The organism is Rhodococcus sp. NPDC058521, from assembly GCF_042719695.1.
Taxonomy (GTDB): domain Bacteria; phylum Actinomycetota; class Actinomycetes; order Mycobacteriales; family Mycobacteriaceae; genus Rhodococcus_F.
Genome location: NZ_JBHXNL010000020.1, coordinates 22808 through 39145 on the forward strand (window position 1 = coordinate 22808; position 16338 = coordinate 39145).

Sequence of the window (16338 nt, forward strand, 5' to 3'; positions counted from 1 at the left end):
ATGCCGGTTACGATCCACACCTCCAGCGGGGAGGAATGGCAGGGACAATGCGATGAAGGGGGAGGGGTCGAAATGGCGGGTGTCGATGAATACGGGACGGGCATGTTTCCGCTGACGACTGCACAACGAGAGTTGTGGTCAGCTCAGCTCCTCGATCCGGATGTGCCATTGATGATCGGGCAGTATGTCGACGTTCATGCGGACATCGACATGGAGGCGTTGCGGCGGGCAAGTAATTCTGCTGCAATCGAATTCGGTTCGGGCGTGCTGCGGTTGGTCGAGGTGGAGGGCGAGCCGTTTCAGTATGTGGATCCGGGGCTTGATCAGGGAATTCGATTTCTGGACATGACCGGGTTCGCGGACCCGATCGAGGCCGCCCAGAAGTGGATGCGAACGGACTGTTCGACGCCGATCGATCTGACTCGGAATCATCTGGTTGCTGCCGCTGTGCTTCATGTCGGTGACCAGCACAACTTGTGGTACATGCGCGCACACCATGTGGCGCTGGACGCCTTCGCGGCGATGAACATGCTGCGCCGCATCGTTGAGCTATACGACGCTGATGTGGTCGGTGTCGCACCCCCGCCATCTCGCTCGACCGATCTGCGAGCCCTGTCCGAGGTCGAAGCACAGTACCGATCGTCGCCGCGCTATGAGCGTGATCGCGTGTACTGGCAGAACCGTCTGTCGACACTGCCGGTGACAAAGGGACCGCGCGCAGCGTTTCCCCGCCGATGCGTCGGTGTGCTGAGCGCACGCTGTACTCGAGAGCTCGAAGCGACGAACGGGCCTGCGGCGGTGCTGGTCGCCGCACTGGCAGCGTACTTCGCAGAGAGCGAAAGGACCCCAGGGGTTGCGTTTGGCCTCACTACCTCGGGACGCACCACCCGTGCGGTGCGGGAAACAGCCGGCACAGTCGCGAATATCGTTCCGCTGGTGCTCGCCGACGTAGCGGGGCAGACGCGGGAGGCTCTGATTCGGCTATCGCGTACCGAGCTGGTCGGAGCTCTACGACATCAGCGTTACCGTCTCGGTGACATACAGAGAGACCGTGGTGCGCCGCCGTCGAGCCCACCGTTCGGTCCCGTGGTGAACGTGATCCTGGACGAGTTCGCGGTGAACGTCGATGGCGTCCCGGCGCCGGTGACGATGGTGTCCTCAGGCCCCGTTCGAGATCTTCAAATCAACCTGTACAAGGGGCAATCCGGGGCATTGCACCTCGATCTTCTCGGAAACACCAGACGATACTCGTCGGCAGAACTCGAGTCGAAGCACCGTGTGATGATCGGTTTCGTCGAAGACTTCGTTGCCGGAGCAGCTTCCGCGGTACCGTCGCTGCCGCTGATGCCCTCGTCGTCCGACCACACGCTGCCAGCACCCGCCGTCAAGATTCACGAGACGCTCCTCAGCGCTTACGAGGCTCGCCCGAGCCGTGTCGGGGACGAGTGTGCGGTGGTGTTCGGTTCGACGCGGATGGACTACGAGGAGCTCGATGAGTCGTCGAACCAGTTGGCGCGCTGTCTGATTCGCCATGGAGTGGGGGTGGAGTCGCGGGTTGTTGTGGCGCTTCCGCGTTCCATCGACCTGGTCGTGGCCATACTGGCCGTTGTGAAGGCTGGTGGGGCGTACGTCCCGGTGGACCCTGCATATCCTCGTCAACGGATCGATTACGTGATCGACGACTCCGACCCGGTCTGCGTAATCGCCGACCGGGAGATCGCGACCGGAACTCCGGTCGTACGACTCGCTGACGCAAGCAGAGAATCCACGGCCGGCATCGATCCGGGTGAACGTCGTGGCGTGGTTCGACCGTCGTCCGCTGCGTACATGATCTACACATCTGGATCCACCGGAACCCCGAAAGGCGTGGTCGTACAGAACTCCAATGTGACAGCGCTTTTCGCTGCCGCCGACCATAGGCTCGACTTTGGCCCAGACGACGTCTGGACGCTGTTCCACTCATCTGCTTTCGACTTCTCCGTGTGGGAAATGTGGGGTGCCCTGTTGCACGGGGGCACATTGCTGGTGGTGGACTTCGACACATCACGCGCTCCCGATGAGTTTGCGGGGTTGCTCGAGCGTGAGGGTGTGTCGGTTCTGAGTACGACGCCGACCGCGGCGGCTCAGCTGACAACGGTGGCTTCACCGCGACGGTGGTCGACGCTGCGTTACGTCGTATTCGGTGGTGAGGCATTGGACTTGGGTACGCTCGGACCTTGGTTCGCTGCGAGCGGGGTCGAACCGACCATCGTGAACATGTACGGCACCACGGAAACTACGGTGCATGCGTCACTGCATTCGATCGATCGCGGTCGCGCGCGAAGCGCGACCGGGTACGAGATCGGCTGCGCTCTTCCCGATAGTTCCCTGTACCTGCTGAACGAGCTTCTTCGACCGGTCGACGACGGGGTAGCAGGAGATCTCTACGTTGCGGGACCCCAGGTCTCGCGTGGGTATTGGAGAAGATCTGGGTTGAGTGCTGCGCGATTTTGTCCGGATCCGTTCGGTGAGCCGGGGACCCGCATGTACCGAACGGGAGACCGTGCACTACGGAACGCGGACGGTAGCTTCGAATACTTGGGACGCAGCGACGCCCAAGTCCAATTTCACGGCTACCGAATCGAATTGAGTGGTATCGAAGCTGCACTGTCGCGCCATCGGTCGGTACACAGCGCTGCCGTCGCCGTGGACGGTGACCACGAGCGACTCGTCGGGTACGTGGTCACGGCCGGGTCGAGTAGGCCCGAACCGAAAGTGCTCCGTAGCTTCCTGGCCGAGACGCTGCCTTCCCATGAGATCCCGGACATTCTCGTCGAGGTCGACGCTCTTCCGCTGACCGTGAACGGAAAGCTGGATCGATGCGCACTTCGATCGGTTCCCGAGACGCCCTTGGCCGTGTCGTCATCCGGACGTGTTGCCGAGCCGCGCACCCCGACAGAAGTCGTTGTGTGCGAAACATTCGCGACCGCGCTGGGGGTGGAGCACATCGGTGTCGACGAATCGTTCTTCGATGTCGGCGGTAATTCGGTGTTGGCAGCACGTGCCGTCAACGCACTGCGTGAGCGCGGCGTCGGCACGGTCCCGATGCACTGGATGTTCGACGATCAGACGCCTGCATCGCTTGCCGCTCGCATCGATGCCGACGCGGGCGAGGCCGGACACGACAGAGGCTCGTCCCTGGATCCGGTTCTGCCGATCAGAACGCGTGGCAGTGGTAGGCCCCTGTTCTGTATCCACCCGGTCGTTGGTCTCTCCTGGAGTTTCGCGGCACTGACCCGGTTCGTCGACGACGAAGTGCCCATCTATGGCCTCCAATCACCGTGGCTGACCGAGGATCTCCCCCCAGCCGTGGACATATCCGCAGTGGCCACCCGATACATCGACGAGATGAGGAGTGTGGCCCCCGAGGGACCGTACCGTCTGCTCGGATACTGCTTCGGCGGGACAATTGCCCATGAAGTGGCAATCCAGCTTCAGGCGGCGGGGGAGGAGATCGAGCTGCTCGCAATGCTCGACACCTTCATCGGCGACAGTCGCGAACAAGGCCCGGAACCGATCACCGTCGGCGATGTCCTCGGACTGATGGGAGCCCAGGAGCAGCGGCTGCAGCCAGTCGACGAGTTCACACCGGAGGACGCCAAACGTCTCTTCGCCGCGACGCCAGGTCTCTACGGCACGCTGGACGACCAGGCCGTCGACCGAATGTTTCAGGCGGTCGCCAACTCTCAGATCATCGGAATCGACCACGTGCCAGGAAAGTACACCGGAGATCTCCTCTTCTTCACAGCCGGTCGAGACGACGACACGGGCTGCAAGGCCGTGAACGGATGGGAGTCGCACATCAGCGGTTCGATCGGCAACATCGTGCTGGACTGCACACACTGGCACATGCTGGAGGCGGAAGCTGCGCGGACCATCGGACTCGAGTTATCGGCACGCCTCGGAGGGTGAAACGCGTAGACCGCCAGTTCGAGCGACGCGGAGGGCTCAACGCGAGTGTGGTGCAGCTCGGCAACTGGGTCAATCGACGGTTCCGAGTGATGCACATGGCGTCATCGGTATGGGGACAGGTTGTGTGGAGGAAGAATTGCTGACGAATGCTGTCAACAAGATCCTGCCCTTACCGGTGTTCACATCGAATTCCTGTGGCGGCGCTCCGAAGAATCGGCGACTGTCGACGTGCTGGGAACCGGACTGCCCGGTGGTGAGATTCCGCCACTTGAAATCCACGTGGCTGACGAACTCGCCGGAGAACGGTGCGGGGAGACCGAGGGTGGCGGTGATGTTGCCGTCGCCCCGGTCGAAAATGGCGAAGCCTCCGCCCGCAGGAAGGTCGAGGATGTTCGGACCGAGCCCGAAACACCTGATGTCGAAACTCGCAATCGCGTGCGTGTAGCCGTTCATGTCCGGTGCCGGCTGATCGGCAGCTGCTGGGGCCGTCGACATGCCCATCGCTGCGATTGCGGCTGCTGCGTAAATGGAAATGCGCGTTGAACGCTTCATTCGATGTTCCCTTTGCCTGACATTGTTCGGTGGATGAACCGTTTGTTGGGCGACAAACAGCTACGTGGTATTTCCGCACTGAAGTGACGAGTGTTACTCCTGCCTGAGCCATTGACGGCGTCCCAGTTCGTCGAGCACTGAGGCAACCTCGGCATGGACTTTGTACGGTCCCGCGTCATGCCATGTCGTGGTCTGGTTTGTGGTGAGGCTGACTGCGCAGGCCCTCAGCTGGCCGGATCTTCGCCCCGCTGATCCGGGAGCAGACACTACCTACGTCATGGTCCGGACCTATGTCACGGTTCGTCGCCCGCAGATGCGGGTCGAGCAGGTCCGCACACAAGTCGACGCGTTCGTCCTGCAATCCCATCTGCCCGGCCTGGAGGCCGGGATCGGGGCCAATCATCTTGGGTTCGGATGAGTGTCCCGATTTTCCAGGAACTTGTCCAGACCGGGTGAGCGCAGCGTTCCCGAGTCGGCGTTCAGGCCATCGACGCAACGCCCTGGCGGAAGGTCGGTTTCGAGGGTATCCAGCCGAGGCCGGATTTCGCCTTCGCGTTGGAAACGCGCATCGAGGTGTCGATCATCTGCTCGGCGAAGAACGGTGTCGACAGCCTGAGCATGAACTGGGGGAGTCGTGGCGGTCGTGGTGCGCCTGTTGCTGCTGCCATCGCGTCGAAGACGTCACCCCAGGTCGCCGGTTCGTCGTCAACGATGTTGTAAGAATGTCCGGCCTTACCGTGCTCGAGCGCCGCGACTGTCGCCGATACGGCGTCGTCGACGTGGAGCCAACCGAGGGTTCCACCTTCGCCGCGGGGGATGGGAAACAGTTTGGTGCGGAGCATTTTCGCGATTCTGGCCGACGCCGGTCCTGGGCCGTACAGAAACCCGTACCGGAGTGCCACGCCTGCGATGTCCGTCGCAGAGCACGCTTGCTGTTCGGCCGACAGGAATGCCTCCATGGCTGGATCCGATTTGCCACCCTTGGGTACGCCGAACGGTGCGTCCTCGGTGATCGACGTGGTGCCGTGGTCGGCGAATCCGTACCCGAAGATCATCGACTGCATGACGAATCGCTTCGCACCAACGAGGCGAACAACGTCGATGAGATTGCCTGTTCCACTTGTGCGAAGCTTGTTCGTGGTGGTGATTCCACGCCCTCGGTAGTGGGTCGGAGCGTTCTTCAGCGCCGTTGCCTCATGGATGACGGCGTCGGCAGACGCTCCGTCGAATGCTCGCAACAAGGAATCACGGTCGAGGACGTCGGCAATGATTGCCTTGGCGCCCTGCTCCTCGACTCGGGCAGCGCCCCCTTTGCTGCGGGAGATTCCGATCACCTCGTGCCCCGAGCGTGTGAGGGCCGCGACCAGCGGCGTTCCGATGGCACCACTTGCTCCCGCGACGATGGCTTTCATAGGTCTTCCTCAACCGTAGACATCGATCCCTTCGGTCTCCGACGATACCGTCCGAATGTATTCGTGCGATCTGATTCGGCTTGCCCGTGAGGCGGTTTCGACGGATCCGTTCACGCCCGGTGGTTCGCAGAAATATGCACCTCGAGACCGTCGAGAATGAAGTTCAGACCATTGTCGAAGTTGGCGTCCCAGTTGTCGTCCGAGAGATATCCGTGGCTGACCGGTTCGAGCCGAGGGTCCGTGCCCTCGACCACCTGCACCAAGGCCTCGGTGTGCTGAACGTCTCCGCAACGGGTGGGCTCAGCCGTGCTGGCGCACGTAGGCGGCAGCCGCCCCCGGATGAAGTGGCACCGCACCGGTGACGATGAGCGACTGGCGATCGAGGAACTGGCTGCCGACCGCCTGGTTCGGCACGAGCGCCGAAGCATGTTCGATCAGCAGATCCACCACCGCGCCGACCGCCGTGTCCGAGACACCGTTCGCTGCGAGCAGCAGGTTCGCCAGCCCGACGGTCGCGACGGCAGGGTGTGTGCCGTAGGTGTTCGCGCCGATCACGACCCTCTCGTAGATCGGCCCATACTGAACGCGAAGCTGGTCCACGGTGGCGGACAGGTCCACCAGTCGGATCTGCACCGGCAACCCGACGAACGACGGCGTGGGGATGCCACCCGCCCACAGCGCCGCGTCGATGCTGCCGTTACCGAGCGCGTGGCCCGCCTCCGTCATTGGGAGTTCTACCCGGTCCACTGCACCCGCCGTACCGAGCCCGGCGGCGGCGAGGATCCGTTCCGCGCTGAGTTGTGCTCCGGAGCCGGGCGCACCCACGCTGACGCGAGCGCCTCGCAGGTCTTCGATCCGGCGAATCTGCGAGTCGTCGCGCACGGCTAGCTGCATGTAGTTTTCGTACACTCGACCGACGGCCCCGAAACCGCCGTGCTCGGTGAACTGGTCGACCGCCGAATCCACCAGGCTCAGACCGAGTTCCGCCTCGCCGGATTCCAGGGCTCGAAGATTGCCGACGGATCCGGCCGTCGCCACGGGGGCGATTACGACCTCGGAGTTCGCGCGTCGCGCCGCGGAGGCGAGCAGCTGCGCGAACTCCCAGAAGAATCCGCCGACCTCCCCGGACACCAATCGCAACGACACAGGTGGCGCACCGCAGGACGACACTGCGATGCCGGCAACGCCGGCGGCGGCCACACGGAGAAAGGCCCGACGGTCGATCATGACGCCTCCTCCGCCGACACGGCCGGCAGCACGAGGTCGATTCGTAGCCCGTGCGGTCGCACCTCATGCAGCTCGAGCCGGCCACCGATCGCCTCGACGAGTGCCCCGGCGATCGACAGCCCCAGGCCGGTGCCCGACTCACTCGTGCTCGAGGCGCGGTAGAAGCGTTCGGTGAGCCGTTCGAGTTCCTCCGGCGGCACACCGATCCCATCGTCTCGGTACGACAGGCGGATTCCGTCCGATTCGCGACGCGCGTCGATTGTCACCGTCACGCCGGTTCCGGCGTAACGACAGGAATTGCTCAGTAGCACGTCGAGCACCTGAGCCAACCGGTCACCGGATACGGCGGCCTGCACATGCATGTCGTCGCCGACGGTCAACCGCATCTCCTTCTCGGCCAGTGCGGCCGACCAGGCATCAGCGCGGTCGGCTACCACCGACGGCAGGTTGCATACCTCAGGGCGCTCGTCGTCGGGGACTTCCGCTGCCGCCAACGCAAGCAGGGCGTCGAGTATCTCCCCCAGCCGGCTTGCCTCCGCGCTTGCGCGTCGATGTGTCTGCGCCCCGGCCTCCGGTAGGTGGGTGGCCAGCGAGTCGAGCCGGATCTGCAGTGCCGCCAACGGGTTGCGCAGCTTGTGTGCCGTGTCCGCGACCAGCTGTCGCTGCGCGCGGACCGACGACCGCACCGTCGCCGACATGGTGTCGAAGGATCGTGCCAGCTGCCGCACCTCGGGCGGTCCGTGATAGCGGCGGGAAGGATCCTCGGACACCGGTGCACCAGGCGCCCTTGGCACCTGAGCGGTGAGGTCGGCGACCCGGTCGGTCAACAGCTCGAGCGGACGCACCGTCCAGCGTGACAATGCCACGGCCAATCCGGTGACGACCGTCAGGGCGGCGGCGGCGCCGGCGAGGATCGTGATCCAGGCGGTCCGGATGTCGTGGCGCGCGGCGGCCGTCGAGGCCTCGAGAACAACCGCGCCGTCGACCTGCGCACCGGTGCCGACCGGCACTGCGAGCAACGCCCTGGGGTTCGCCCACGGCGTCAACGACGAACTGATGTTCTGCTTCTGGTTTCGGAGCGCGGCCGTGATCGCCGCGGGAACGCCGAGGTCGCCCAGTCCGAGGCCGGCCGATGCTCGCGGGGTGCCCCGGGCATCGACCACGAGGACACCCTCGCCGTACAGCCCGTGGTAGCGGTCGAGTTCGGCTTGCAACTGGTCCTCGACGATCGGATCGCCCGTGCGCCGCGCCGCCGCCGCGAAATAAGTCGCGTCGGAGGCCCGGGCCAGTCCCAGTTCCCGGGTGCGGGCGGCCGCGGTCGCGAAGGCCAGCGGAACCGCGAATGCCACGATCGCAACCACAGAGAACACGAGCAGAATGGCGAGGACGCGCCGGCGCATGTCAGTTTCCCCAACGGTACCCGTAGCCACGGATGGTCGAGATCAGGCCCGGGCGAGCGAGTTTCGCGCGCAGCGCGGTCATGTGCACGTCCAGCGACCGTGAGATAGCCACATAGGCGTCGCCCCACACCGCGTCCATCAGCTGCTGGCGGCTCACCGCGCTGCCGGGACGTTCGACGAGGACCGCGAGCAGGTCGAATTCCTTGGCGGTCAATGCCACCGGCTCGCCTGCGGCTTCGACGGTGCGGGCAGTGAGGTCGATCACGATATCGCCCGTGGTCACAGTGCGGACCGGTTCCTGTGCGGCGACCCGGCTCCGGCGGGAGACGACCTCGATGCGTGCGAGCAGTTCCGCAAGACGAGCTGGTTTGACCAGGTAGTCGTCCGCCCCACCGCGCAGGCCGCGCACGACCGAGCGTTCATCGTTGCGGGCGGTGAGCACCACGACCGGAACATCGCTGACGGACCGCAGTTGCCGGAGCACTTGCAGTCCGTCGGCGTCGGGCAGTCCCAGGTCGAGCAGAACCAGATCCGCCTCGCGGTGGCCGAGGAGAATGTCGGCGCCGCGGCGCATGCGCACCGGATCGTGCCCGTGTGCGGTCAACGCTTCGACCAGCGCGTCCCCGACCCCGTCGTCGTCCTCGACTACTGCGATCCGCACTTCCAGGCTCCTCCGTCCTCGATCAGGGGCGCACGGTGGCGACCTCGCGCTCCGGCGGGCTGGGCTCGTCGGTCACCGGTGCCGAGCGGCGATCGGTGTCGAGAGCGGATCGCGTGGACGTCTCTCGCATGAACACGTACGTGATCAGCGAGACCGCAATGCATCCAGTCACATAGTAGAAGAACATCGACTCGTGCCCGGCCCGTTTGAGGGCCAGCGCGACCGCTTCGACGGTTCCGCCGAATATCGCCTGGGTCAGCGCGTAGGGCAGACCCACACCCAGCGCGCGGATCTTCACGGGGAACAACTCGGTCTTGACGATCGCGTTGACCGATGTGTAGCCCGTGACCAGCGTCAGGCCCACCATCATCAGGCCGAAGGCGGCGATCGGATTCGACGTCCCACCGAGGACGGTGAGCAGCGGGACGGTCAGCAGGGTTCCGCCGACACCGAAGAAGATCAGCAGCTTGCGCCGGCCGATGCGGTCGGACAGTCCGCCGGCGAACGGCTGTAGGATCATGAACACGAACAGGGCCGTGAAGTTGATCCACGCGACGGTGCCCTTGTCGATGCCCGAGGTGTTGATCATGTACTTCTGCATGTACGTGGTGTAGGTGTAGAACGCGACGCTGCCGCCGAGAGTGAGGGCGAACACCAGCAGGCACTCGCGCTTGTACTGCATCAACATCCGCAGTGAGCCCTGCCGCGATTCTGGGGTGTTCCGCGACTGCACCGCCGGTTCCTTTGTGGCGGTGAAGGACTCGGATTCGTCCATGCCGCGGCGCAGCCACATCACCACGACCGCACCCAGAGCGCCGATCACGAACGGAATGCGCCAGCCCCACGTCTCCATCGCTGCAGCAGGTAGAATGCTCTGCAGCACGATCTGGATCCCGAGCGCGATCAGCTGTCCCGATACGAGCGTGACGTATTGGAAGCTCGAATAGAACCCGCGCCGGCCCTTTGACGCGACCTCCGACAGATATGTTGCGCTGGTCGCGTATTCGCCGCCGACGGACAGGCCCTGCAACAACCGGGCCAACACCAGCAGCACTGGTGCAGCGACACCGATCGTGGCGTAACTGGGCGTGACGGCGATGAGCAACGACCCGAAGGCCATCACCGTCACCGACAGGGTGAGCGCCGTTCGTCGGCCGTAGCGGTCTGCGAATCCACCCATCAGCCAGCCACCGAGCGGGCGCATGAGGAACCCGACCGCGAACACCGCTGCGGTGGAGAGTAATTGAGCGGTGGTGTCGCCCTCTGGGAAGAAGGTCTTCGCGAAGTACACGGAGAACGCCGCGTAGACGTACCAGTCGTACCATTCGATCAGGTTGCCGACGGATCCTTTCAGTACGTTGCTGACTACCCGGCGTTCACCGGTGGCTGTGCGCGTCATGCGATGCTCCCTTCGATGCGCTGCATCACGTTCGATTTACACAGTGCGGTACATCACACGGAATGGGAACGGTTGGCGCCGGTTCTTAACGCTCCCTTAGCTGAATCCTGTGAGATCGGCGATGTCCGGGTCGTCGGCGTCGGTTCTGTCGCGTCTTCCCCGCGTGGTGATGCGACAACTGCCCCGCAGGGGTTCGGATTCCGGACTCCGGGAAGGTGCTCGACCTCGAGCCGGATCACGGTGCCCTCGGCTGTGGGCGGTGACATGATGTCCGACCACAGGCCACAATGAATAGGAGTGGCGTGCAACCGATTCCACGTGCTCCGGTTCGATCGGGTCGCACTGGAGTCGAACACCAATCGGATGTCTGGGTCACGCACTTCAGTGAGGACGGCAGGTGCAGCCGGTATGGCCGGGTCGAAGCCGGCGTTGTCGGTACTTGGCTTCGACCCGGCCGCGTGCACCTAGGGGAGTGTCGAGTCAGTCCTCGACGCCGAGCCGATCCGCGCCGTTCTCGTTCAGCCGCGGTGCCGCGGTGCGGTATTCCGCCGGGGTGGCACTGAGTCGGATCGGGTTGGCAACATGGCGCGCCGGACGTTCCCGGCGCGGGTCGTCGATCTCGACGATCGCTGCGAGCCCGAGCCGCTCCGCCAGGGCAAAAGCGTCGGCCATGTTGTTGAGCGGACCGCACGGAACCCGCTGCGCGGTGAGTTTGTCGAACCACCAGTCGGCGGTGTTCGTCGCGAGCGCGTCGGTGATCGTCTTGCAGAGCTCGTCGCGGTGCTCCACCCGGGCTGTATTGGTGGCGAAACGTGCGTCGTCGGCGAGTTCCGGCGCTCCGAGAACCTCGACGAGCGAGGCGAACTGGCGGTCGTTGCCGACCGCCAGCACCAGCGGTCGATCGGCGGTGTCGAACAGCTCGTACGGTGCGATGCTCGGATGGCGGTTGCCCATGGCCTCGGGGACGACACCGGCCCCGACGTAGGCGGAGGACTGGTTTGCCAGTGCCGACAGAAGCGACGAGAGCAGGTTGACCTCGACCCGCTGCCCCTCACCGGTTCGGTCCCGGTGCCGGAGCGCGGCAAGGATTCCCAGCGCCGCGTGCAGGCCGGTGACGATGTCGACGACGGCGACCCCGACTTTGGTCGGTGTCGCAGGATCGGGGCCGGTGATGCTCATCAGCCCACCCACCGACTGGACCAGCAGGTCGTACCCGGGCAGGACGTTGTCGCCGCCGAACCCGGTGACCGAGCAGTAGACGATGTCGGAATTGAGCTGCCGAACCGCGTCGTAGCCGAGTCCGAGACGGTCCATGGTTCCGGGAAGGAAGTTCTCGACGACCACGTCCGCACGCTCGACGAGTTGGCGGGCGGAGGCGAGATCGGCGGGGTCCGACAGATCGAGGGCGACCGACTTCTTGTTGCGGTTGACCCCGAGGAAATAGCTGGACTGGTCGTCGACCCAGGGCGGCCCCCAGCTACGGGTGTCGTCGCCGAGCCCTGGCCGCTCGATCTTGACCACCTCGGCGCCGAAGTCCGCGAGCAGCATCGTCGCGTAGGGTCCGGCGAGAACTCGACCGAAGTCGGCGATCACCAGGCCGTCGAGTGCGCCGCTCACCGGAACGCTGCCTCACCGGTCAGGGCCTGGCCGATCGTCAGCTGGTGCACCTCGGAGGTGCCCTCGTAGGTGAGGACGGATTCGAGGTTGTTGGCGTGCCGGATGACCGGGTACTCGAGGGTGATGCCGTTGGCACCGAGGATGGTGCGGCACTCACGAGCGATGGCGATGGCCTCGCGGACGTTGTTCAACTTCCCGGTGCTGACCTGTTCGGGAGTGATCTCGCCGCGGTCCTTGATCCGGCCCAGCTGGTAGGCGAGCAAATGTCCCTTGCCGACCTCGAGCGCCATGTCTGCGATCTTCGCCTGGGTCAGCTGGTAGGCGGCGAGCGGCTTGTCGAACACCTCGCGGGAGCCCGCGTACTCGATCGCTGTTTCGAGGCAGTCCCGGGCGGCGCCGACCGCGCCGAAGACGATGCCGAATCGTGCCTCGCCGAGGCTGGTGAGCGGGCCGCGCAGGCCCTTCGCGAGCGGCAACATGGCCGAGGCGGGCAGGCGGACCTCATCGAGAACGAGCTCCGAAGTCACCGATGCGCGCAGTGACATCTTCTTCGTGATCTCGGGCGCGGAGAACCCGGGGGTGTCGGTGGGGACGACGAAACCTCGTATGCCCTTTGCGCCTTCGGCGAGGTCGGTCTGGGCCCACACCACTGCTACGTCGGCGACAGACCCGTTGGTGATCCACATCTTGGTGCCGTTGAGGACCCAGTCGTCGCCGTCACGCTTGGCGTTGGTGCGCATGCCGGCCGGGTTGGAGCCGAAGTCCGGCTCGGTCAGGCCGAAGCAGCCGATCGCTTTGCCCGCGGCCATCTGGGGCAGCCACTGCTGTTTCTGTTCCTCGCTGCCCCAGTGGTGGATGGAGAACATCGCCAGCGATCCCTGCACGGAGACCAGGCTGCGAATGCCGGAATCGACTGCTTCGAGTTCGAGGCAGGCCAGACCGTAGGCGGTGGCGCTCATGCCCGCGCAGTCGTAGCCGTCGAGATGCATGCCCAGCACGCCGAGCGAGCCGAGTTCCTCGGCGAGTTCGCGGGCAGGGATCCGGGCCTCGTCGAACCACTGGCCGACATGCGGCCGGATTCGGTCGTTCGCGAATTTGCGCACGGTGTCGCGGATTTCTATCTCCTCGGGCGCGAGCAGCGAGTCGAGGGCGAACAGCTGGTTCAAGGTTTGGGACATCGGGGCCTCCGGCGGGAAGTTGATCGCAGCCGTTCCAACAAGGCGGAAACGTTTGCGAGAACGATTGCAAGAACGATTGCATCACCTATGCTAGGGACCGCCGATAGGTGAGTCAACCCACACATCACAGAACAGAGGACACGAAGGAATGTCACGTCCCCCGCGCGCCCCGACGCTGGCGAACATCGCAGAGCGCGCCGGCGTGCACGTCTCGACCGCCTCCCGCGTGCTCCGCCAGGAGGAGCCCGCCGACGGATGGTCCGCGTCCGCTCTGCGCGTGCGAGAAGCGGCAGCCGAGTTGGGCTATCAACCCAACTTATGGGCGGCGAGCCTGCGCACCCGCAAGACCACCACCTTCGGAGTGATCGTGACGCGCTTGACCGACGGAGTCGTCGCCACCACCTATCAGGGCATCGAGGAGGCCGCAACCCGCGCCGGTTACTCGGTCCTCCTGTCGAGCCCGCCCGACGACCTCGCTGCCCAGCGCCGGGCGGTGGAGTTCCTGATCGGCAGGCAGGTCGACGGTCTCATCCTCGGCGGCCTGCATATCCCCGGCCGTCCGTTCGTGGAGTCCCTGCCGGTCGGCAGGCTTCCCATCCTGACAGTCACCCGTCACGCGGATGCCGGTCTGCCGTTCGTCGGCGGTGACGACCGGCACGGCGGCTACCTGGCCGCCCGTCACCTGCTCGATCGCGGATACTCGGACCTCGCAGTCATCGCCGGACCTGACAACGCGAGCACGGCGCGCGACCGCGTCGACGGATTCCTCGACGCGCTGCGGGAAGCCTCGATCGTCGTGCCGCCGAATCGGATTCTGCCGTCCACGTTCGATGTTGCCGGTGGGATCGCAGCCGGCCGGGCGCTACTCGACCGACCCGACCGGCCGCGGGCGATCTTCGCAGCCACCGACACCATCGCGGTCGGTGTGCTGGGCGTCGCTCGCGACCTCGGCCTGGTCGTTCCGGACGACCTGGCCCTCGTCGGGTACAACGACATCCCGATCGTGGCCCAATTACCCGTGCCGCTGACCACGATCCGGTCACCCGCCTACGAGATCGGCGAGACGGCGGTCGGTTGTCTGCTCGACCTCGTCCGGGGTATCGAAGTCGAATCGCAGCGTCTGCCTGTGGAACTCGTAGTGCGCGCAACGAGTTGACGCAGAACCCGACCTTGCCACCTTCGCGGTCCGGTGCCGAAGCCTATACCCGAGTGATGGGAAGGCCGCCGTCCTGGAACTGTGTCCGCAGCCGCTTCTTGTCGAACTTGCCGACGCTCGTCTTGGGCACCTCCGAGATCACGGCCCAGTTCTCTGGGAGCTGCCACTTGGCGACTTTGTCCGCAAGGTACTCGCGTAGTGCGTCGATCGTGGTGGGCGAGCCCTCACGCAGCACAACGGCCACCAGCGGTCGTTCGTCCCACTTGTCGTCGGGGATACCGATGACGGCGGCCTCGAGGACGTCCGGGTGCCCCATCACCGCGTTCTCCAGATCCACCGAGGAGATCCATTCGCCACCGGACTTGATGATGTCCTTGGTGCGGTCGGTGAGGGTGAGGTAGCCGTCCGGGGTGATGGACCCGACGTCGCCGGTGCGCAACCAGCCGTCGTTGAACTTCTCCGGCGCGTCGACCCCGTAATAGGCGGCGGCGATCCACGGCCCGCGCACCTCGAGTTCGCCGATGGCCGTGCCGTCGTTCGGAACGACCTGTCCCGCATCATCGACCAACCGGGCCTGCACCGACGCCGGGAACCGGCCCTGGGTGTACCGGTAGAGCCAGCGCTCGTCGCCCTCGGCGTCCGCGGGCGGACGCGCCACCGACCCGAGCGGCGACGTCTCGGTCATACCCCAGGCATGCAGCACCTGCACACCGTGCACTTCCTCGAATGCGTGCATCAGCGCCGGGGGTACCGCCGACCCGCCGATCAGGACGTACTTCATGGAGGAGATGTCCTGCGGATGGGCTTCGAGGTACAGGTGCAGGCCCTGCCAGATCGTGGGGACGGCGGCTGCGAACGTCGGCCGCTCGGCGGCGATCAGCTCGGCCAGCGGCGCGGGCTGCAGAAACCGGTCCGGCATGATCAACGAGGCGCCGATCATGAACGCGGCGTACGGCAAACCCCAGGACATCGCGTGGAACTGCGGCACCACCGCCAACGCGCGGTCGCCCTGCGCCAGCGCGGGCCCCTCCGTCATGCACACCTGCATCGAATGCAAATAGATCGAACGATGCGAGTGCGCAACACCTTTCGGGTCACCGGTCGTGCCGGAGGTGTAGCACATCGCCGCCGCGGACCGTTCGTCCACCTCCGGCCAGTCGAAGTCGGTGGGCTGGGCCGCGATCAGTGTTTCGTACGCGTGGACCTGCACCCCGTCCGGAACCTCGAGCCCCTCCGTGGACTCACCGGTGACGATCACGTGCTTGACGGTGGTCAGGTGAGGCAGCTGCGGGGACAGCAGCGGGAACAGCGTCGGGTCGACGATGATCACCCGGTCCTCCGCGTGATTGGCCACGTGCACCAACTGCTCGGGGAAGAGCCGGATGTTGAGGGTGTGCAACACCGCACCCATCGACGGCACCGCCAGGTACGCCTCGAGGTGTTCGGCGTTGTTCCACATGAAGGTCGCGACCCGCTCGTCGCCGGTGACACCCAGTTCGCGCAGCGCGTGCGCGAGCGCCGCGCACCGGCGGCCGACCTCGGCGTAGCTGCGGCGGCGTGCGCCGGTGTCGGTCCAAGTCACGACCTCAGCGTTGCCGTGTACCGTGCTGCCGTGCCTCAGCAACTGCGCGATCGACAGCGGGGCCTCTTGCATCGTGCTCAACATGAATCGTCCTCGTTTGATCGGTTCGTGAGGTCTGTAACCTACATCACAATCGAGGTTCTTTCGCGAGGATGCGGCCGATCACGCGACCGTGAATCTGGTTGGTGCCCTCGAAGATCCAG

The 16338-nt window shown here is 65.1% G+C and carries 13 protein-coding genes; 3 read left to right on the forward strand and 10 right to left on the reverse strand.

Translation table 11 applies throughout. From position 1 onward, the window contains the following. The first annotated feature begins 72 nt into the window (after window positions 1–72). A complete protein-coding gene (locus tag ACFWO3_RS21330; protein ID WP_378581543.1) occupies window positions 73–3951 on the forward strand; it encodes an amino acid adenylation domain-containing protein in 3879 nt (1292 codons plus the stop codon). A 69-nt stretch (window positions 3952–4020) separates the two neighbouring features. Here the strand turns inward: ACFWO3_RS21330 and ACFWO3_RS21335 are convergent, their stop codons facing one another. Then, on the reverse strand, window positions 4021–4503 hold the full coding sequence (locus tag ACFWO3_RS21335) for a hypothetical protein (RefSeq protein WP_378581545.1): 483 nt from the start codon (window positions 4501–4503) through the stop codon (window positions 4021–4023). A 199-nt stretch (window positions 4504–4702) separates the two neighbouring features. Here ACFWO3_RS21335 and ACFWO3_RS21340 point away from each other — a divergent pair, with 199 nt between their 5' ends. After that, entirely contained in the window at window positions 4703–4921 is a 219-nt protein-coding gene (locus tag ACFWO3_RS21340) for a hypothetical protein (protein WP_378581547.1), read from the forward strand. Window positions 4922–4982: 61 nt separating this feature from the next. Here ACFWO3_RS21340 and ACFWO3_RS21345 read toward each other — a convergent pair whose 3' ends face one another. The 8 genes from ACFWO3_RS21345 to ACFWO3_RS21380 form a co-directional block, all read right to left on the reverse strand. Beyond that, the gene (locus tag ACFWO3_RS21345; RefSeq protein WP_378581549.1) at window positions 4983–5915 is read right to left on the reverse strand and encodes an NAD-dependent epimerase/dehydratase family protein; all 933 of its coding nucleotides are present in this window, start codon (window positions 5913–5915) and stop codon (window positions 4983–4985) included. Between the two features lie 110 nt (window positions 5916–6025). After that, the gene (locus ACFWO3_RS21350) at window positions 6026–6175 is read right to left on the reverse strand and encodes a hypothetical protein (RefSeq protein WP_378581551.1); all 150 of its coding nucleotides are present in this window, start codon (window positions 6173–6175) and stop codon (window positions 6026–6028) included. Between the two features lie 40 nt (window positions 6176–6215). Next, window positions 6216–7142 (reverse strand): TAXI family TRAP transporter solute-binding subunit, encoded by a 927-nt coding sequence (locus ACFWO3_RS21355; protein WP_378581553.1) that lies wholly within the window; start codon window positions 7140–7142, stop codon window positions 6216–6218. After that, window positions 7139–8542: a sensor histidine kinase gene (locus tag ACFWO3_RS21360; RefSeq protein ID WP_378581555.1), complete on the reverse strand. Its 1404-nt coding sequence runs from the start codon at window positions 8540–8542 to the stop codon at window positions 7139–7141. The genes ACFWO3_RS21355 and ACFWO3_RS21360 overlap by 4 nt, the downstream gene beginning before the upstream one ends. A gap of 1 nt (window position 8543) precedes the next feature. After that, window positions 8544–9203, reverse strand: coding sequence for a response regulator transcription factor (locus tag ACFWO3_RS21365; protein WP_378581557.1), 660 nt, complete (start codon window positions 9201–9203; stop codon window positions 8544–8546). Between the two features lie 22 nt (window positions 9204–9225). Next, window positions 9226–10602, reverse strand: a complete 1377-nt coding sequence (locus ACFWO3_RS21370) for an MFS transporter (RefSeq protein WP_378581559.1) — start codon at window positions 10600–10602, stop codon at window positions 9226–9228. A gap of 480 nt (window positions 10603–11082) precedes the next feature. Then, entirely contained in the window at window positions 11083–12219 is a 1137-nt protein-coding gene (locus ACFWO3_RS21375; protein ID WP_378581561.1) for a CaiB/BaiF CoA transferase family protein, read from the reverse strand. After that, complete coding sequence (locus tag ACFWO3_RS21380; RefSeq protein ID WP_378581563.1) at window positions 12216–13397, reverse strand: acyl-CoA dehydrogenase family protein; 1182 nt, start codon at window positions 13395–13397, stop codon at window positions 12216–12218. The genes ACFWO3_RS21375 and ACFWO3_RS21380 overlap by 4 nt, the downstream gene beginning before the upstream one ends. 148 nt (window positions 13398–13545) lie before the next feature. On the opposite strand from ACFWO3_RS21380, the gene ACFWO3_RS21385 reads away from it, so the two are divergent. After that, entirely contained in the window at window positions 13546–14553 is a 1008-nt protein-coding gene (locus tag ACFWO3_RS21385; protein WP_378581564.1) for a LacI family DNA-binding transcriptional regulator, read from the forward strand. 43 nt (window positions 14554–14596) lie between these two features. On the opposite strand, the gene ACFWO3_RS21390 is transcribed toward ACFWO3_RS21385, so the two are convergent. Then, entirely contained in the window at window positions 14597–16219 is a 1623-nt protein-coding gene (locus ACFWO3_RS21390; RefSeq protein ID WP_378581565.1) for a long-chain fatty acid--CoA ligase, read from the reverse strand. Window positions 16220–16338 lie beyond the last annotated feature (119 nt).